Source organism: Mesorhizobium sp. CA8 (genome assembly GCF_020164955.1).
Taxonomy (GTDB): domain Bacteria; phylum Pseudomonadota; class Alphaproteobacteria; order Rhizobiales; family Rhizobiaceae; genus Mesorhizobium.
Genome location: NZ_JAIUHG010000012.1, coordinates 19,349 through 37,966, shown reverse-complemented (window position 1 = coordinate 37,966; position 18,618 = coordinate 19,349). Strand labels below are relative to the sequence as shown.

17 protein-coding genes and 1 tRNA gene are annotated in these 18,618 nt (G+C 64.2%); 7 read left to right on the top strand and 11 right to left on the bottom strand.

The window, feature by feature from the left end; genetic code table 11:
* Positions 1–49: 49 nt before the first annotated feature.
* The 6 genes from LB553_RS15055 to LB553_RS15030 form a co-directional block, all read right to left on the bottom strand.
* The gene (locus LB553_RS15055; protein WP_224514388.1) at positions 50–1,123 is read right to left on the bottom strand and encodes an ABC transporter ATP-binding protein; all 1,074 of its coding nucleotides are present in this window, start codon (positions 1,121–1,123) and stop codon (positions 50–52) included.
* Positions 1,110–2,048, bottom strand: a complete 939-nt coding sequence (locus tag LB553_RS15050) for a PfkB family carbohydrate kinase (protein ID WP_224514386.1) — start codon at positions 2,046–2,048, stop codon at positions 1,110–1,112. Before LB553_RS15050 ends, LB553_RS15055 begins: the two co-directional genes overlap by 14 nt.
* Positions 2,048–3,064 (bottom strand): SIS domain-containing protein, encoded by a 1,017-nt coding sequence (locus LB553_RS15045; RefSeq protein ID WP_224514385.1) that lies wholly within the window; start codon positions 3,062–3,064, stop codon positions 2,048–2,050. The genes LB553_RS15050 and LB553_RS15045 overlap by 1 nt, the downstream gene beginning before the upstream one ends.
* A 2-nt stretch (positions 3,065–3,066) precedes the next feature.
* The gene (locus LB553_RS15040) at positions 3,067–3,912 is read right to left on the bottom strand and encodes a carbohydrate ABC transporter permease (protein ID WP_224514384.1); all 846 of its coding nucleotides are present in this window, start codon (positions 3,910–3,912) and stop codon (positions 3,067–3,069) included.
* Positions 3,912–4,796 carry a carbohydrate ABC transporter permease gene (locus LB553_RS15035; RefSeq protein WP_224514383.1) on the bottom strand — a complete coding sequence of 295 codons (885 nt, stop codon included), beginning with the start codon at positions 4,794–4,796 and terminating at the stop codon, positions 3,912–3,914. The genes LB553_RS15040 and LB553_RS15035 overlap by 1 nt, the downstream gene beginning before the upstream one ends.
* 86 nt (positions 4,797–4,882) lie before the next feature.
* On the bottom strand, positions 4,883–6,121 hold the full coding sequence (locus LB553_RS15030; protein ID WP_224514382.1) for an extracellular solute-binding protein: 1,239 nt from the start codon (positions 6,119–6,121) through the stop codon (positions 4,883–4,885).
* A gap of 219 nt (positions 6,122–6,340) precedes the next feature.
* On the opposite strand from LB553_RS15030, the gene LB553_RS15025 reads away from it, so the two are divergent.
* Positions 6,341–7,543 carry an ROK family transcriptional regulator gene (locus tag LB553_RS15025; protein WP_224514381.1) on the top strand — a complete coding sequence of 401 codons (1,203 nt, stop codon included), beginning with the start codon at positions 6,341–6,343 and terminating at the stop codon, positions 7,541–7,543.
* Between the two features lie 14 nt (positions 7,544–7,557).
* Here LB553_RS15025 and LB553_RS15020 read toward each other — a convergent pair whose 3' ends face one another.
* Positions 7,558–8,421, bottom strand: coding sequence for a hypothetical protein (locus LB553_RS15020; protein WP_224514380.1), 864 nt, complete (start codon positions 8,419–8,421; stop codon positions 7,558–7,560).
* A gap of 422 nt (positions 8,422–8,843) precedes the next feature.
* Between LB553_RS15020 and LB553_RS15015 the strand changes: the two genes are divergently transcribed.
* From LB553_RS15015 to LB553_RS15005, 3 genes are all read left to right on the top strand, one after another.
* On the top strand, positions 8,844–9,614 hold the full coding sequence (locus tag LB553_RS15015; RefSeq protein WP_224514379.1) for an SDR family NAD(P)-dependent oxidoreductase: 771 nt from the start codon (positions 8,844–8,846) through the stop codon (positions 9,612–9,614).
* Between the two features lie 81 nt (positions 9,615–9,695).
* Positions 9,696–10,451, top strand: a complete 756-nt coding sequence (locus LB553_RS15010) for an SDR family NAD(P)-dependent oxidoreductase (protein WP_224514378.1) — start codon at positions 9,696–9,698, stop codon at positions 10,449–10,451.
* A 116-nt stretch (positions 10,452–10,567) separates the two neighbouring features.
* Entirely contained in the window at positions 10,568–11,860 is a 1,293-nt protein-coding gene (locus LB553_RS15005; RefSeq protein ID WP_224514376.1) for an RsmB/NOP family class I SAM-dependent RNA methyltransferase, read from the top strand.
* 27 nt (positions 11,861–11,887) lie between these two features.
* Here the strand turns inward: LB553_RS15005 and LB553_RS15000 are convergent, their stop codons facing one another.
* The gene (locus LB553_RS15000; protein WP_224514374.1) at positions 11,888–13,921 is read right to left on the bottom strand and encodes a YgiQ family radical SAM protein; all 2,034 of its coding nucleotides are present in this window, start codon (positions 13,919–13,921) and stop codon (positions 11,888–11,890) included.
* Positions 13,922–14,059: 138 nt separating this feature from the next.
* Positions 14,060–14,136, bottom strand: a tRNA-Met gene (locus LB553_RS14995).
* A gap of 252 nt (positions 14,137–14,388) precedes the next feature.
* On the opposite strand from LB553_RS14995, the gene LB553_RS14990 reads away from it, so the two are divergent.
* Positions 14,389–15,354: a Gfo/Idh/MocA family protein gene (locus tag LB553_RS14990; protein WP_224514372.1), complete on the top strand. Its 966-nt coding sequence runs from the start codon at positions 14,389–14,391 to the stop codon at positions 15,352–15,354.
* A gap of 18 nt (positions 15,355–15,372) precedes the next feature.
* On the opposite strand, the gene mnmA is transcribed toward LB553_RS14990, so the two are convergent.
* Positions 15,373–16,563: a tRNA 2-thiouridine(34) synthase MnmA gene (gene mnmA, locus LB553_RS14985; protein ID WP_224514370.1), complete on the bottom strand. Its 1,191-nt coding sequence runs from the start codon at positions 16,561–16,563 to the stop codon at positions 15,373–15,375.
* A gap of 254 nt (positions 16,564–16,817) precedes the next feature.
* Here mnmA and LB553_RS14980 point away from each other — a divergent pair, with 254 nt between their 5' ends.
* The gene (locus LB553_RS14980) at positions 16,818–17,093 is read left to right on the top strand and encodes a DUF1153 domain-containing protein (RefSeq protein WP_006203587.1); all 276 of its coding nucleotides are present in this window, start codon (positions 16,818–16,820) and stop codon (positions 17,091–17,093) included.
* 65 nt (positions 17,094–17,158) lie between these two features.
* On the opposite strand, the gene LB553_RS14975 is transcribed toward LB553_RS14980, so the two are convergent.
* On the bottom strand, positions 17,159–18,085 hold the full coding sequence (locus LB553_RS14975) for an NADP-dependent oxidoreductase (protein ID WP_224514369.1): 927 nt from the start codon (positions 18,083–18,085) through the stop codon (positions 17,159–17,161).
* A gap of 91 nt (positions 18,086–18,176) precedes the next feature.
* Between LB553_RS14975 and LB553_RS14970 the strand changes: the two genes are divergently transcribed.
* Entirely contained in the window at positions 18,177–18,578 is a 402-nt protein-coding gene (locus LB553_RS14970) for a winged helix-turn-helix transcriptional regulator (protein ID WP_224514366.1), read from the top strand.
* The last annotated feature ends 40 nt before the right edge of the window (positions 18,579–18,618 follow it).

Here is an 18,618-nt window from a genome sequence, read left to right as displayed (position 1 = left end):
CCCGCTCGACTATCGATCAGGCCATGAGGGTGGACGGCGGGCGATTTGCTCAAAAAGCCTTGCCGGTAGCCGGATCGAAGAGACGAAGCGCGGCCGCATCAAAGACAAAGGCGCATGGCTGGCCCTTGGCGACACGGGCCTGCGGCGGCAAGGTTGCCGTCAATTTCTGCGCGCCAATCCGGGCGGTGGTGACCTGTTCCGGTCCCGTCAGTTCAACGACGTCGATCTCGACCGGCAGCGACAATTCGGCGCCGCCCGGACTAAGGCGAAGCGCCTCGGGCCTGATGCCGGCGACAACCGAAGCGCCTTCGCGGGCGGTGTCAGCGTAGCGCGCGGGCAACGCCAGCCGCACATCCGTGCCGACGATCGCGAGCTTGCCGTCCTCGACAACCGCTTCCAGCATGTTCATCGAAGGCGCGCCGACGAAGCCCGCGACATAGAGCGTCGCGGGATGGTTGTAGATTTCTTCCGGCGTGCCCAGCTGTTCGATGCGGCCGTCGCGCATGACGGCGATGCGGGTCGCCAGCGTCATCGCCTCGATCTGGTCATGGGTGACGTAGACGACCGTGGTGCGCAGCATCTCGTGCAGGCGCTTCAATTCGGTGCGCATTTCCAGGCGCAGCTTGGCGTCGAGGTTGGAGAGCGGCTCATCGAACAGGAAGACCTGTGGCTTGCGCACCAGAGCCCTTCCGATCGCGACGCGCTGGCGCTGACCGCCGGACAACTGGCCGGGCTTGCGGTCGAGCAGGTTCTCGATTTGCAGGAGCTTCGCCGTCTCGCGCACCGCCTTGTCGCGCTCGGCGGCGGGAACCTTGCGCATCTCCAGGCCGAAGCCGATGTTGCGGCTCACCGTCAGGTTCGGATAGAGCGCGTAGGACTGGAAGACCATGGCGATGTCGCGGTTCTTCGGATGCACGCCAAGCACCGACCGGCCGCCGATCAGCACGTCGCCGCTGGTTGCTTCGGCGAGACCGGCGATGATGTTGAGCAAGGTGGACTTGCCGCAGCCCGAGGAGCCGAGCAGCACCAGGAACTCGCCGTTTTCGAGTGCGATGTCGATGCCTTTCAGCGTCTCGACGCTGCCGTAGTTCTTGCGGACATCGCGGATTTCAAGCGCGCTCATGGGCGGCATCCTCGAATTGAATCGGCCCGCCATAGTCGCGGGGCAGGGTTGAGATGGCGCGCGAGGCCACTTGAATGGCGGCGGACAGGCACTTTTCCAGCGATCGCCCCTGCGCCAGCGCCGCCAGGAACGCGGCGTTGAAGACATCGCCGGCGCCGATTGTGTCGATGACGGTGACGCGGGGCGCGGCCGCTTCAATGAGTTTGCGGTCGGCGCCGATGGCGATCGCGCCGTCCGGTCCGCGCTTGACGACCACCGTCGCGCCGTCCCTCATACCGTCACGGATCTTTCGCGCCGCTTCCCCCGGGCTTGCCAGCCCGGCCAGTGTGGTCGTCTCGACCTCGTTGAAGAGCGCCAGTTCGCAGCGCGACAGCCAGCCGCGCGCAGCGGTGCAGTTCGCTTCCGTCCAGCCGTCGATCGGCCAGCCTGTGTCGAGCGCGACGGCGATGCGGTGCGCCTCGGCCCAGTCGAAAAAAGCGCCGTAATCGCGCGTCAGGTCGTCGGTGAGGAAAGAGCCGCAGAGCAGCGCATAACCACCGGAAAGCCGATTGCCGTCCAGCGCGGAGAGCGCGTCGTCCAGGCTGAACCGGGGCAGGTGGCCGCGCGTGGTGAAGAAGGTGCGCTCGCCGTCCGGGTGGGTCATGCCGACCGACAATGTCGTGCCTTCGGGACGAACCGGCCATTTCTGCGCCCGGCCCCCGAAGGCTTCGCGCAGCCAGCGCCCGAACTGGTCGTCGCCGAGATTGGCTGCAATGTCGAAATCGATACCCAGCGCTTGCCACGCAAGCGCCGTATTGCCGGCCTGGCCACCGACCCGCAGGTCGTCATGATCGACGACGGTCTCCGTGCCGGCCTTCGGCCAGGGTGCGACCGGCCCGACGATCAGATCGACATTGACGTTGCCGATCACCGCAAGCGGCTGCATCACTCGCTCCTGGTGATCTTGGTGGTACGCACCGGCGTTCCGGCATTCTCGACGCGGGAATCGGCGAAGGCGATCATCAGGCGCTGCGCCACCGGCAGCATGGCAAAGACCGCCGCCAGGCCCGTGGCGGGTTTGAAGGCGAGTGTCACGGCGCCTGCGACTGGCGGTTTGCCGGAAGCGTCGAACACGATCAGCGGCGCACCGGTCTCGACAACGGACAGGGCCATCGCGGTGACAAGGTCGGCGGTCGGATCGTCGCCGCGGAAAAGAACGACGCCAATGCTTGGACCCAGCATCTCCATTGGCCCGTGGCGCAGCTGACCGCCTTCGAGCGAGAAACAAGGCAGGCGCGACAGTTCGGTGAAGCCGAGCGCAAGGGCTTCAGCCACGCCTTGAAGCTTGCGGCCGGAAGTGACGATGGTCGTGACCGTCCTCAGCGCCGCGAGCGCGGTATCGATCTCGACCGCCTGAGGCGCCTTGAGCACGGCAAGGGCGCCGGCGGGATCGTCGCCAAGCGCAGTCAGGATGGCGAGATGCAAGGCGAAGGTCACGGTCAGGCTGCGGGTCGCGGCAAAGGCGAGCTCGGTACCGCCGGCGCCGACAAGGCAAGGCACCGTACGGCCAAGGAGCGAGCCGGCCTCCAGCGTCAGGCCGAAGGTTTCGGCGCGATCGCGGGTCTCGGCAAACCAGCGCAGCACCTCGGCGCTTTCGCCCGACTGCGAAGTCACGATCACTGTCCTGCCTTCAAGCGGCAGCGGCTGTCCAAGCTGTTCCGACAGCGGCAGCGCGATGGCGTCGATCCCATGTGCGCGATAGAGCGGCTCGACTGCGCGAGCGACGGCGTGCGAGGCGCCCATGCCGAGCAGGACGAGCCGGCCGGTCTTCCTGATCGAGGCTGCGACCTTAGCGGCGGCATCCGTGTTATTCTCGAAGGAAGCAAGCGCGTCCTGATGCTGGCGCGCCATCTCGCGGTCGATGGCGAGGAGGCCTGTCGGCCGTTCTTTCTTTGCAGTCATGATTATCCTTTCACTCCGCCGCTGGTCAGACCTGAGATCAGAGCGCGTTGCATGAAGAGGCCGATCAGCACGGGCGGCAAGGCCGCGAGCACGCCGGCAGTGGCAATCAGTCCGTAGTCGGAGACGCGCCCGCCGGCGAGATCGGCGATGGCGACCGTCAGCGTCTTTGCCCGCTGATCCGAGGTGAAGAGCAGGGCGTAGAAGAACTCGTCCCAGGCAAGCAGCACCGCAAACAGCGCCGACGTTGCCACCACGGGCGCGGCCAGCGGCAAGGTGATGATGCGCCAGGTCTGGAGCAGTCCCGCTCCGTCGATCATGGCCGCTGCCTCGATCTCGCGCGGGATGGAATCGAAACCCGATTTCATCAGCCAGGTGGTGAAGGGCGCGAGGATGGTCAGATAGATCAACGCCAGGCCGAAGACGTTGTTGAGCAGGCCGAGATAGGACAGGCCCATGTAAAGCGGCACGGAGAGCGCCACCGGCGGCAGCATATAGGTGGCGATCACCATCGACAGCGACCAGCCGACCGAAGGCGTGCGCGAAACGGCCCAGCCGGCCGGCACGGCAAGGACAACAGCGGCGAGCGTCGCCATGCCGGCGACTTCCAGGCTGTTGCGCAGCGATGACGTGAAGGCGGCGCCGGCACTGTTCTCAGCCCTCGACAGAAGCTGGGCGTAACGGGAGAAGTCGGCCGCCTGCGGCCACCAGCGCAGCGGCTTGGCGGCGAGGTCGGCTGCCGGCGATATGCTCATGACGAAGAGCCAGGCGAGCGGCGCCAGGATCACGGCGCCAAGCAGGATGGCGCAGACATAGACGAAGGCGGTGAAGACCGGGCTTTTGCGTTCCATCAGGCTGCACTCCCGGCGGTCTTCTTGACCAGCGTCGCATAAGCGACGGCCAACACGGTGACGAGCAGGGTGACGATCAGCGCCAGCGAGGCGCCGGAGCCGGCGCGCTGGAAGGAGAAGGCTTCCTGGTAGACGAGGATCGACAGCGAGCGTGTGCTGTTGGCGGGGCCGCCGCGTGTCATCACCCAGATGATGTCGAAGACCTTGAACGCCTCGATGGTGCGCAGCACCAGCGCCACCATCAGCGGGCCTGCCAAATAGGGCAGGATGACGAAACGGAAGCGGTTGAACGGCCCGGCGCCATCGACAAGCGCCGCGGCGGTGATGTCGCGCGGCACCGCCTGCAGGGCGGCGAGCGCGATCAGCGCCACGAGCGGAAAATTCTTCCAGCAGTCGGCGACGATCAGCGCCGCGAGCGCCGTGCCCGGCTCACCCAGCCAGGAGCGATAGTCATCAATGAGATGGAGTTGCGTCAGCGCCGCGTTCAGCGCGCCATATTCGGGATTGTAGATCAGCCGCCAGAGCGTTGCGTTGACGACGGTGGGCAGCGCCCAGGGCAGGATCATCAGCCCGCGCAAGACGGCGCGGCCACGGAATTCCTGATTGAGCAGGAGAGCCGCAAGCACGCCGAGCACCATCTCGGCGGCGACCGAGATGACCGCGAACCAGGTGGTGGTCGAGAGCGTGCGGGTGAAGTTCGAGCTGGTCAGCATCTTGGTATAATTGTCGAAGCCGACGTAGTTGCCCGCCGTGCCGACCAGTTGGGCGTCGGTGAAGGAAAGCCTGACGGTATCGACCAATGGCCAGCCGATGACGGCCACCATGATCACCAGAAGCGGCAGCATCAACAGCCACGCGCGCGTCGTCATCCAGGTGCCCGACATCAGAGGCGCCTCTCTCCTGTCATCCGGTCAGAAAATAGCACGGGCGGCGCTCCTGGATGAGGCCGCCCGCGTCGAGGAACGCCAGATCAGAGGCCGCTGTTTTCGGCGGCGGTCTTGAGCGCGTCTTCCGGCGTCGCCTGGCCGAGCAGCGATTCCTGGATCGCCTGCTGCAGCGCCGTCGACAGTTGCTGGTATTTCGGCGTGGTCGGGCGCGGATACATCGCGGCGAGACCGAGCTTGGCGGCGGCAATCAGCTCTTCCTGGCCCTTGGTGACGGCGGGATCGTCATAGGACGAGGCCCAGATCGGCAGCGAGAGCTTGGCATACTTGTTCTGGGTCGCCTGCGAGGTCATGAACTCGATGTATTTCCACGCTTCGTCCTGATGCTTCGACACCGCCGTGATGCCGAGGCCCATCGAACCGTTGACGGCCGAGACCTCGCTGGTGCCGGCAACGCCCGGCGCCGGCTCGACGCCGACCTTGCCTGCGACCTTGGAGTCCTTCGGATCGTTGGCCATGTTGTACATGTAGGTCCAGTTCAGCGCGAAAGCGGCATCGCCGTTCTCGAAGACCTTGCGGACGTCTTCCTCGAGGAATTCCTTGGAATTCGGATTGGTCAGGCCCGATTTGTAGCTGTCGACCATGTATTTCAGCGCCGAGAGGCCGCCGCCATTCTGGAAGTCGGGCTTGCCGTCCTTGAGGAAGTCGCCGCCATAGGCGCTGACCAGTGTGGTGTAGTCGCAGATTGCGGCTTCGGCCTGTGCCCAGCTCCAGGCGATCGGCGTCTTCAGCAAGCCTTTGTCCTGGATGATCTTGGCCTGCTGGCCGAGCTCTTCCCAGGTCTTCGGCGGCGCCTTGATGCCGGCCTTTTCCAGGATCTCCTTGTTGTAGAACAGGTATTTGGTGTCGAGGATCCACGGCATGCCGTAATACTTGCCGTCATACTGGACAGTGGTCCAGGCGCCGGGCAGCACACCCTTTTTCATGTCGTCGGTGATCTTCGACGATACGTCGACCAGCACCTTGTTGGTCGCGTATTCGGCAGGCCAGATGACGTCGAACAGCACCACGTCATAGCCGCCGCCGGATCCTTGGGCGAGCACCGTCTTGTCGTGCAGGCCTTCATAAGGGACGAATTCGAGATTGACCTTGATATCCGGATTGGCCTTGGTGAAGGCCTCCGTCATCGAGCGCACGTCGGCCTCGCTATAGGCGGCCTGCGCCATGAAGAGCGCGTTTAGGGTGGTTTCGGCGAAGGCGTGGGGGATGAACAGTCCGCCGACGAACACCGCGCCCAGAAGTGTCTTACCGATCGATTTCAGCATTTGTCTTCTCCCATTTCGACAGCTGCGAGTGGGCGGCCAGGACCATGCCGCTTCCTCGAATTTGCGTCGCGTATGACCGGATTCGTCCCCCACGGCTTGCAGCGGAGCTCGAAAGCCTTGCTGTCTTTTTGTGGAACCGTGCGGGTCGCACTATTAAGTCAATTCGCTTGACTTAATTAGTCGATCAATCCTTTAATGGAGTCAAGAGGGGAAGCGACCGTGCACGACATTAGCCCGATCCGTGCCAAGAGCGGCACCAACCAGGAGGGTACCAGCGCGCATAACCGCCGCGTCATGATCGAGGCGCTGCGGCTCAACGGCGCGCTTTCGCGCGCGGACCTTGCGCGGGCGACGCAGCTTACCAAGCAGGCGGTTTCCAACATTATCGAAGACCTCGAGCGGGACGGCCTGGTCGTGGCGCTGGATGCGGTGCGCAAGGGTAGGGGACAGCCCTTCACGCCCTACCGGCTGGTTCCCGAAGGGGCTTTCGCCATCGGGCTGCAGATCGACCGGCATTTGACACGCGTGGTGGTGGTCGATCTCGTCGGTAAGGTGATCGCACGCGCCGAGGCGGGGCTGCCGTTCGACGAGCCTTCAGAGGGTGTGGAAATAATCCTCGGCTTGGTCGACCGTGTCAGAGGCGAGCTGGCCGGGATGTTGTCCCAATCCGAACGAAGGCTGGTCGGGCTTGGCGTCGCCATGCCGGGCCCGTTCGGGGTGAAGAACTCCGACAACAAATGGATGATGCCGGCCTGGCAGCAATTTCCGCTGCTGGAGGCGCTTGCCGCCGGTACCGGGCTCGATGTCGGCCTGCAGAACGATGCGGCGGCCTGCGCGACGGCGGAGCGGATCGTCGGCGCAGCGCATGGCGTCGATCACGCCGTCTGCCTTTATGTCGGTTACGGCATAGCCGCCGGGCTGATCCTCAACGGTGAACTCTACAGCGGCGGCAACGGCAATGCGGGCGAGGTCGGCATGGCCCTGCTTTCGCCAAGCGGCCCTGGCTCGGCGCCATTGGAACACCGCGCCTCACTCGCCTCGCTCTACCAGCATCTCGGCCTCGACCCCACCGACAAGGGGCTTTACGAGACGCTCGGCGCGCTGGGGCTCGCGCAAGACCCGCGGGTCATGGGCTGGGTCGAAATAGCCGCGTCCGACCTGCGCTGGAGCGTGCATCTGATCGAAACGATCTTCGACCCGCAAACCGTCATCCTCACCAGCAGCGCGCCCGAGGCGCTGGCCCGGTTGCTGCTTCAGGCCATGCACCCGCTGCTGCCGTCGATCGCGGACCGGCCCGCCCGGCGCCTGCCACGGCTGCAACTCGGCACCACTGATCCATGGGCGATCGCGGTAGGTGCCGCGGCGGAGCCGATCAGCCGGGCCTTCGATCCGCGCTTTTCCGCCATCCTGAAAGCCGGATAGAAAGCCGAACACTGTCAGTCCGTTGCTTGTTTCGCGGTGGTGGCGAAAGCCGCGTCGACGACGGCGAGCTTGGACGCCTGGACGGCCATGTATTCATCGAAGAATTGCCGCGAAACCCACATCACGGAATGGCCGCGCTGGCCGACCCAGCCGATGCTGCCGAGCGCCTCGGCATCATGGAGTTTGCGCGCCAGATGCGTGCGTGAGAGTTTCAGCCAGTGCGCAAATTCGCTGACCGAAATGACGCTGGTCGGTATCCTGTCGAGATGGGCGTCCTCCGGATCGACTCCGGACATCAGCCAGTCCATGACGATGCCGCCGTTGTTCAGCCAGATAAATAACGAGAAGGTCGGTCCGGGCTCCCGCACGCCGTCGCTGGTGAGCAACCCGTCGGCGATCAGCGGCTGCAGGATGGGCAGCATTTCCGGCCGGTCGAGGAAGGCTGCCAGCCGCATTCCGCCATCTATGCGGTCGAGTGTTCTCAGATGCGCGTGGATCCAGCCGGTGAAGGTCTCGATGGTGCCCGCCGTGGCCCGCATTGGGCGTGTGCGGCCATCGCCGCTGGCCGAGATGTATTCGGCGATGTTGTAGTGCAGCATCTCCTTGACGAAAGCCTCGGCGGTGTTGCGGCTGGCCACCGAATTGCGGCGCACGACCTCGATGAAACGCGCCATCGTCATTTCGGTGCGGCGGTCATTGGGATCGCGCCGGAAGTGCAGGGCGAGGCCGACATGGCCGAGCAGCCAGCGCTGCTGGGTGGCAAACACGGCCGCCAGCCGCGGGCTCGTTTCGTAGATATGGATGAGCGCCTTGGCCTGTTCCTGGACACTGCGAAGCGTCGCCGGATGACGGACGATTTCTGCGGCACTCAGCGGCATTTCCTGCGGTACTCCATGCGATTCCAAGCAATGACGAAATGAAGATTCCCAATCTTGACCGGTCGTGTCCAGTTGCCCATTGGAACAACGATTAGGCGGTGAATTCATTGCTAACTCTTTGCATAGGTTCGGGAAACCCGTCGCATAGGTTCGGGAAACCCGTCCCATATCGATGTGCCGGCCAGCCAGGTTCAATTCACCGCCCTGCTTCAGGCAGCCGGCGTGGTTTCGGGCTTCACGACGACACGCATGCACGGCAAGCCCGGCAATGCTCCGTCGACGGTTTCGGCATCACGACGCTCGAGTGGGATGATCGCAGGCGTCACGGCACGCTGAGATCATTGTTTTGCCTGGCTGGTCCATGCGACATGGCCTAATGACGTGGTTGCCTTTGCCGAACTGCGTTGCGTGGAGCTTATCGAATGGCTGGCAGGACTGTCCTGATCGCCGGCGGCGCCGGGGGGATGGGTCTCGCGACCGGATTGCGTTTCGCCGCCGACGGCGAGCGGATCGCGCTCGCCGATCTTGCCGGCCCCAAGCTCGACGCCGCCGTTGCGACGATTGCCGCGACCGGGGCGGACGCGATCGGTTTGCCGCTCGATATCCGCTCCGTCGTCGCCTGCCGCGACGTGGTGGGCAAGGCCAGGGATTGGGGCGGCGCGATCGACATCCTCGTCAACGCCGCCGGCGTCTGGCTCGAAGGACCGGCGAGCGAGGTCGCAGAAGAGCAGTGGGACCTGGTGCTCGACGTCAATCTCAAGGGAGCCTTCTTTCTGATCTCGGCGGCCATCTCGCATCTGTCGGCGGCGCAAGGCGTGATCGTCAACATTGCCTCCGACGCCGGCATCGTCGGCAACAACGGGGCGGCCGTTTATTGCGCCTCGAAGGGCGGGCTGGTGCTCTTGACGAAGGCTCTTGCCCTGGAACTCGCATCGCAGGGCATCAGGGTCAACGCCGTCTGTCCCGGCGACACGGCAACGCCGATGATCGAATATCAGGCCAAGACTTATGGCGGAGACGACCCCGACGGCTACAAGCGCCGGCTTCTCGGGCACTATCCGCAGGGCGACAAAGCAAGGTTCATCCGGGTGGAGGAGATCGCTTCCTTCATCCACTATCTTTGCCAGCCGGGCGCGGCGCCGATCACCGGAGCCGCGCTTTCGATCGATTTCGGCGTCAGCGCCGGTTATTGAACCGGGCCCTAGTCGGTTTCATTGCGGGTATGACGGACCGCGCCGGCATGCCGGCATTCCAACCGTGGAGAGGAAATGATCGTGTTTGGCAAATCCCGCAAGGCGCTGGTGACCGGCGCGGGCGCCGCCGACGGCATCGGAATCGCGACCGCGCGGGCGCTGGGCGAGGCCGGTCTTTCTGTCATCATCACCGCTTCGTCCGCACGCGTCGAGCAGCGCGCGGAGGAACTGCGGGCGGAAGGGCTCGATATAAGCGCTTTGATGGCCGACCTGACGCTCTCCGGTGATGTCGAGCGTTTACGCTCCGAGGCCGGCGAAATCGACATCCTCGTCAACAATGCCGGGATGGGCACAATTGCCCAGCCGGCATTGCAGCGGCGGTTTCTCGACCTCAGCGAAAGCGACTGGGACCGCGGCATCGACGTCAGCCTGAAAACCGCCTTTTTGAGCACGCGCGGATTTCTGGCCGGCATGGTGCAGCGCGGCCATGGGCGCGTCGTCAACATGGCTTCGGTGACGGGACCTTACGTGTCCAATGAAGGCGAGGCCGCCTATTCGGCAGCCAAGGCAGGCATGATCGGGCTGACGCACGCGCTCGCCCTGGAGGTCGGCCGCAGCGGCGTCACGGTCAACGCCGTGGCGCCCGGGTGGATCGCAACGGGCGCTTCGACGCCGGAGGAGCTCGTCGCTGCCCGAAACACGCCGCTCGGCCGCGCCGGCAGCCCCGCGGAAGTCGCGGCCGCCGTGCTGTTCCTGGCATCCGACGCGGCGAGCTATGTCAATGGCGCCGTTCTGGTCGTGGACGGCGGCAATATCCTGCAGGAACGCAAAGGATGAGAGCGGGGATGCGCGACCAATAGTCAGGAGCAGCTCTGTCGACTATACAGGCGTTTTTTCAGCCTGATCATTGTTCCGTGACTCCTGCCGCCTGCCTGCAAGCCACAATCGAACTTATGTACGAAGTCGACAGCATTGCGCGTCCCGCGGATGCTGTCGTCTCGGCTTGGTTTCGAGCCCGGCGCTATATCCACGACAAGGACCGTGGTCAGATTTTGGAGTTGCTCTATGCGCTTCTGAGGCACCATGCACGGCTTGGCTGGTGGCTGGCCAAGCATGGGCGCGAGGACATGCCCCGCAACCGGCTGCTTGCATGGCTGACGCTGAAGGAAGGCAAGGCCCTCGATCAGATCAAACGCTTGTTCAATGGCGCGAAATTCGCGCCTGCCAGCCTGATGGATCACGAGCACGCGCTGCTGGTCAAATTGCAGGGATGCACAATCGACCATCCCGGCATGCCGGAAGAGGTCAAGCTTGAATGCCCGTCCTGGGCGGCCGATCCCCTGCGGCGCCGTTTCAAGGAAGCGTTTGGAAACGAGATGGCCGCACTTCTGACGTCGGCGCCGCTTGACCTGCGCGTCAATCCGATCAAGTCGACGCGCGAGGCCATGCTTGGCGCCTTGAAGGATCTTGGCTTGCGGGCGGAGGCGTCGGCCATGGCTCCGTACGGCATTCGTGTGAATGAACGCCCCTCGCTGACGAGCCTGCCGATGCTGAAAACAGGCGAGGTCGAGATTCAGGACGAGGGCTCGCAGCTTGTCGCTCTGCTGGTCGATGCCCGGCCGGGTGAGCGCGTGGTCGATTTCTGCGCCGGAGCTGGCGGCAAGACCCTGGCCATCGCCACGCAGATGAACAACAAGGGCCACGTTGTCGCCTGCGACGTCATGGACGGCCGCTTAAAGCGCAGTGCCGAGCGCTTCCGGCGCGCAGGATTGCACAATATCGAGACCAGGCTTCTGGCCAGCGAGACGGATCGCTGGATCAAGCGCCACAAGGGTGGTTTCGATCGCGTTCTGGTGGACGCGCCATGCAGCGGCACCGGCACTTGGCGACGCAATCCCGATGCACGCTGGCGCGCGCCGGAGGAACAGGGTCTGGACAACCTCGTGTCGTTGCAGGCCAGAATTCTGGCGAGCGCGGCGCGTCTGGTGAAGCCCGGCGGACGGCTGGTCTACGCGACATGCTCCATGCTGCCCGCGGAGAATGAGGAGCAGGTGGCCGCTTTCCTGGCGAGGAATCCGACCTTTCGTGCAGTGCCGCTGCACGAGGCCGCGCCGCAGCTGACGAATTCAGCCCATTCGGACTACCTGTCGCTGACGCCCGCCCGCAATGATACCGACGGCTTCTTCGCGGCCGTCATGCAGCGTGAGGCTTCGCCTCCTCCAAACGCGTGCGACAAAGCACAATAGAGGAGACCGCTCGTCCTCGCAGGCGGCTCACTTCTTTGGCAAGGGCACGCCCTTGGTGGTGAATTTCTGTCCTCTGCCGATGGGACGCAAGGGGCGCTTCGTGCCGGCAGCCTTGCCCGTTCCGGGCGGCTGGTGGGCGGGCACGAGCTGGTCGGGGCGGGGACCGATAAGCTCGGCGCGCCCCATCTCCTTCAAGGCATCGCGCAGCAAGGGCCAATTGTCAGGGTCGTGGTAGCGCAGGAATGCCTTGTGCAATCGGCGCTGCCGCCCGCCGCGAACAGTCTCGACCTTGTCCGTCGCGCCGCGCCGGACGCCCTTCAGCGTGTTGACGCCGGTATGGTACATGGCCGTCGCCGTGGCCATAGGCGAAGGCAGGAACGTCTGCACCTGGTCGGCACGGTAGCGGTTCTTCTTTAGCCAGAGCGCCAGGTTCATCATGTCCTCGTCGGTCGTGCCGGGATGGGCGGCGATGAAATACGGAATGAGATAGTATTTTTTGCCGGCCTCCTTGGCCGCGGCGTCGAACATCTCCTTGAAGCGGTCATAGGTTCCGATGCCGGGCTTCATCATCTTGTCGAGCGGCCCGCGCTCGGTGTGCTCGGGCGCGATCTTGAGATAGCCGCCGACGTGGTGGGTCACCAGTTCCTTGACATATTCGGGGCTCTTGACGGCCAGGTCATAACGCACGCCGGAGGCGACCATCACCTTCTTGACGCCCTTGACCTCGCGGACCTTGCGGTAGAGCCGGATCAGGTCGTCATGCGAGGTATTGAGGTTGGGGCAGATGTCGGGAAATACACAGGACGGCAGACGGCAGGCCGCCTCGATCTTGGGGTCCTTGCATGCCATCCGGTACATATTGGCGGTCGGCCCGCCGATATCGGAGATCACGCCGGTAAAGCCCGGGGTCTTGTCGCGGATCTTCTCGATCTCGCGCAGGATCGAGCCCTCGGAGCGGTTCTGGATGATGCGACCTTCGTGCTCGGTGATCGAGCAGAAAGTGCAGCCGCCGAAGCAGCCGCGCATGACCGTCACCGAGAACTTGATCATGTCCCAGGCGGGGATTTTGGCATTGCCATAGGACGGGTGCGGGGCGCGCGCGTAGGGCAGGTCGTAAACGGCGTCCATCTCTTCGGAGGTCAGCGGGATCGGCGGCGGATTGAGCCACAGGTCGCGGTCGCCATGGCGCTGGACGAGCGGGCGGGCATTGCCGGGATTGGCCTCGCGATGCAGCACGCGCGAGGCGCGGGCATAGGCATCGCGATCGTCCTCGACCTGTTCGAAGGATGGCAACCGGATCACTATGTCGCCAGGTTTGCGGCTCGCGCCCTCGTCGGCGGAATCGAGATCGTCGGCATTGAGTTCCGTGAAGTGCTCGGGCACGCGGCGGAACAGGGCGACGCCCCTGATGGAGTCGAGCTGGCGCGGCGTTTCGCCGGCGGCAAGCCGGTTCGCCACCTCGACGACGGCGCGCTCGGCATTGCCGTAGATCAAAAGATCGGCCTTGGCATCGGCCAGGATCGAGCGGCGCACCTTGTCGGACCAGTAGTCGTAATGGGAGATGCGACGCAGCGAGGCTTCGATGCCGCCCAGCACCACCGGCACGTCCTTATAGGCCTCACGGCAGCGCTGCGTATAGACGATCGTGCAGCGGTCCGGCCGCTTACCGCCCTCACCACCCGCCGTATAGGCGTCGTCATGGCGGAGCTTGCGGTCCGAGGTATAGCGGTTGACCATGGAATCGAGGTTGCCCCCGGTGACGCCGAAGAACAGCCTCGGCCTGCCCAGCGCCTTGAACGGCTCTGCCGACTGCCAGTCGGGCTGCGAGATGATGCCGACCCGGAAGCCCTGGGATTCGAGCAGACGGCCGATGATCGCCATGCCGAAGCTCGGATGATCCACATAGGCGTCGCCTGTGACAAGCACGATGTCGCATTCATCCCAGCCGAGCGCCGTCATCTCGGCGCGGCTCATCGGCAGGAACGGCGCCGCCGATCCCGTATGAGGCTTGCCGCCGGACAGAGGAACTACATTTTTCTGGGCGCTTGCTATGGTTTCCATGGCCGACGTATAGGCCGCCGCCAAAGCGAATTCAATTAAGCTCGATTTTGGTCCCGGAAGGGATGCATTGTGACGTGTCAGGGCACAACGCCTAGGGGCGTCCATGACTTCATTGAATTTTGGATGCCCTCAAGGGGCTGGTAGCGGGGGAGGGACTTGAACCCCCGACCCCAGGATTATGATTCCCGTGCTCTAACCAACTGAGCTACCCCGCCAGGGTGGCAAATGGCCCGGAAAACCGTCCTTGATGGACAGGCATCTCGAGGCGTTTCGCCGAGGTCGCGCGGATATAAGGTTGCGAGGGTGAGCCTGTCAAGCTTGGAAGAGGCCGACATGCGGGCGTAATCCGGCCGGCATAATCTCATCCCGGAAAGCTTTGCCGGGCAGGCACTCAGCTTATGTCGCGGGGTTGAGTTCGGCGGGGCACGTCGCTATGTCTCGGCCAAGAAATTCTAGAGTTCGAACGAATGAAGCCGCGCATCGCCGTCCTCGGTTGCGGATACTGGGGCAGCAACCATATCCGCACCCTCAAGGCGCTTGGCGCGCTGCATGCCGTTTCCGACGCCAACCGCGCCCGCGCCGAAGGTTTCGCCAGCGAGCAGGACTGCCTGGCGATCGAGCCGGACAGACTGTTCGAGCGGACGGACATCGACGCCATCGTCATGGCGCTGCCGCCGCAATTCCATGCCGACACCGCGGTGCGCGCCGTCGAAAGCGGCAAGGACGTGCTGGTGGAAAAGCCGATCGCGCTGACGGTCGACGACGCCGAGCGCGCGGTGAAGGCGGCAAAGGACAATGGCCGGATCTTCATGGTCGGCCATGTGCTGCGCTTCCATCCCGCTTTCGAGACGCTGAAGGCTCTGATCGACAATGGCGAGCTCGGCGAGGTGCGCTACATCCACTCGCACCGGCTCGGCCTCGGCAAGTTCCACACCGAGAACGACGCGCTTTGGGACCTTGCCCCGCACGATTTGTCGATGATCCTGGCCATCACCGGCACCGAGCCGATCGAGGTCAGGGGCGAGGGGGCAGCACTCCTCGACAATCTCAGTGACTTCGCGCATCTGCATATGCGTTTCCCGAACGGCCTGCGCAGCCATCTCTTCGCCTCGCGCCTCAACCCTTATCGCGAGCGGCGGCTGACGGTGGTCGGCACCAAGGCAATGGCGGTGTTCGACGACGTCGAGCCCTGGGAGCGCAAGCTTGCCGTCTACCGCCACGCAGTCTGGCAGGACAGCGGCCAGTGGGCCTTCACCGCCAATGAGCCTGCCTATGTGGCCGTCGGTGAGGGGATGCCGCTGACGCGCGAGCTTGCCCATTTCATGCAATGCATCGAGACGCGCGCCGAGCCCCGCACCGATGGCGAGGAAGCAATCCGGGTGCTTCGCATCCTGACCGCCGGCACGGTGATCCACACCGGCTCGTCTGCATAAAGCGATCAGATCGAGAATTTACTCAGCGGGAATCTGCGCCGGCCTGGCCGCCAGCCTGGACAGCATTGCCTCGGCTTCCGCGCCGCGCTCGGAACGCTCGATGAAGCCGCCGCCGAAGACACGCGCCTCGTTGCCGTCGTCGGAATAGAGCACGCAGGCCTGCCCCGGCGCGATGCCCGATTCGCCGTCGGCCAGCTCGACGGAGGTCACGCCGTTGCGGTAGTGCAGCACGGCCGGACGGGGCGGCCTGGTCGAGCGGACTTTCGCGAAGAGCTCTATACCGCCGGCCGGAACATCCGACAGAGGCCCGTCGCCCAGCCAGTTCATGTTGCGCAGATAAATCTTGTGTGTCTCCAGCGCCTCGCGCGGGCCGACGATGACGCGCGCGCGGTCGGCGTCGAGGTGAACGACGTAGAGCGGCTCGCCGGAAGCGATACCGATACCGCGGCGCTGGCCGATCGTGTAGCGCAGGATGCCTTCATGGCGGCCGAGCACGCGGCCGTCGATATGGACGATGTCGCCGGGATTGGCCGCAGCTGGCTTCAGCTTGGCGATGATGTCGGAATACTTGCCCTGCGGCACGAAGCAGATGTCCTGGCTATCCTGCTTGGCGGCGACGGTGAGCCCCATTTCCTCGGCGATGGCGCGGACCTGCGGCTTCGACAGGCCGCCGAGCGGGAAGCGCAGATAGTCGATCTGCGCCTGCGTGGTAGCGAACAGGAAATAGCTCTGGTCGCGGTCGGCGTCGACCGGCCGGTAGAGCGCGCGATGCGCGCCATTGGCGCTCGAACGAATATAGTGCCCAGTGGCCAAAGCGTCGGCGCCGAGATCCTGAGCGGTCGCCAGAAGATCGGCGAACTTCACCGTCTGATTGCAGGACACGCACGGGATCGGCGTCTCGCCGGCGACATAGCTCTCGGCAAAAGGATCGATGACCGCCTTGCGGAAGCGCTCCTCATAGTCGAGCACGTAGTGCGGGATGCCGATCGTCTCGGAAACGCGGCGAGCGTCGTCAATGTCCTGCCCGGCGCAGCATGAACCGGCGCGATGAGTGGCCGCGCCGTGATCGTAAAGCTGCAGCGTTACGCCGACGACGTCATAGCCTTCGCGCTTCAGGATGCCTGCGACCACAGACGAATCGACACCGCCCGACATCGCGACGACGACACGGGTTTCTTCTGGGCGGCGAGGGAGATCGAGGCTGTTCATGATGCTTTCACTGTGCGGCGCTCAATGCCAATGGCCGGAATATAGGTCAAGCGCCACGTCTGCGCCAGCTTGCGGCCCAGGACGAGATTACCGGCAATTTCAGCGCCTGGAGGCCCGTGTTTCAAATTCTAAACGATATCCTAACCGGGCGTTCACGATCCTTACCTAGTGATTAGGGTTCGCTTAGGCAATTTTTAAAGCTGTGGCGGTACTGTGGCGGGGATTGGGTCTTTGAGTTTTTAGTAGAGAGTACGATGACCGATCTGGTTAGACCTAGAGTCAAGTATGTTATCGGGCCCGACGGCAGCCCTCTTACGATCGCCGATCTGCCGCCGACGAACACGCGGCGCTGGGTTATTCGGCGCAAGGCAGAAGTGGTCGCCGCGGTACGCGGCGGCCTGCTCAGCCTTGAAGAAGCCTGCCAGCGCTACAAGCTCACCACCGAAGAATTTCTCTCCTGGCAGGCATCGATCGACGAGTACGGCCTTGCCGGGCTCCGCACCACGCGGATCCAGCAATACCGGCATTAAGCTGCCGGCCGAAAACGAGCGAAGGGCGCGGAACTCCGCGCCCTTCGCCTTGAAGCGGCCTTCCATCAGACAGTCAGCACGACCTTGCCGATGGGGCGGGTCGCAAGGAAGGCATGGGCGGCTGCTGCCTGGTCGAGCGGGAAAGCTTTGGCCACATGCGGCATCAGCTTTTTGGCATCGACCAGCCTGGCGAGTTCGACAAGGCCCTCGCGATCAGGCACTACAGACATGCGCTCCACGCGAACACCGCGTGCGCTGGCCTTCGCCTTCGTAGCGTCGTGAACGTCGAGCAGCGACACCAGAACGCCGCCATCACGCAACGCTTCCAGCGACTTATCGGCATGATCGCCGCCGATCGGATCCAGCACCAGATCGACATTGCCGACCTTCACGGTGAAATCGTCGCTGGTGTAGTCGATCACCTCGTCCGCTCCGATCGAACGGACATAGTCGGTTTTGTCCGGACTGGCGGTCGAGGCCACCCAGGCGCCGAGCGCCTTGGCGATCTGCACCGCCAGATGGCCGACGCCACCGGCTCCGGCATGAACCAGCACGCGTTGCCCCGCTTGCAGGCCGCCATGGCGGACGAGGCCTTGCCAGGCCGTCAGACCGGCCAGTGGCAAGGCTGCGGCATGCGTGTGGTCGATGGCGGCTGGTTTCGTGGCGATCTCATTCGCCGGCGCCGCGGCAAGCTCGGCATAGGCGCCGGCCTGTTTGGGGAAGCGCGGCATGCCGAATACCTCGTCGCCGAGCTTGAAGGCGGTCACGCCAGAACCGAGCGCCGCGACGGTCCCCGAAATATCCCAGCCAAGGATGAAAGGCGGTTCGCCGAGCAGCGGAACGAAACCGCCGCGCACGGCGCCATCGACCGGGTTGATGCCCGCCGCCTTGACGCGGACGAGCACTTCACCGGGCTTTGGCGCGGGGTCGGGCTGCTCGGCGGCGAAAAGGACCTCGGGTCCGCCGACGGAAGTCTGGATAACGGCACGCATGAACGCCTCCTGCTCGAGTAGATGTGCCGCTATCATTTGGATAGTAATATTCGATTGTCGAGTATGTACTTTTTATATATATAGATACCTCATGGATAGCGAGGACATATCCCCCTTCGGCTACGATGCGTTCCGGCGCTCCTGCCCATCGCATACCGTGCTCGAGATGCTTGCGAGCAAATGGGTTTATCTCACCGTCTGCGCGCTGCGGCGCGGCCGGCTGCGCAATGGCGAACTGGCGCGCAAGCTGGAGGGCATCACGCCCAAAATGCTGACGCAGACGCTGCGCGTGCTGGAGCGTGACGGCCTTGTGCGGCGCGAGGTGTTTGCGGTCATTCCGCCGCGCGTCGAATATGAGCTGACGGAGCTTGGCCAGAACCTCGCGGGCCTGCTCAGCCAGATCCGCTCCTGGGCGGAAGAGCATGCATCCGAAATCAAGGATGCCCGAGCCCGGGCATCGGCCGATCACGGCGAGAAGGCTGCTATGCCGTGAAGACGGCGAGGCCGGTTTCTGCCGATTGCCGGTTCTGAAG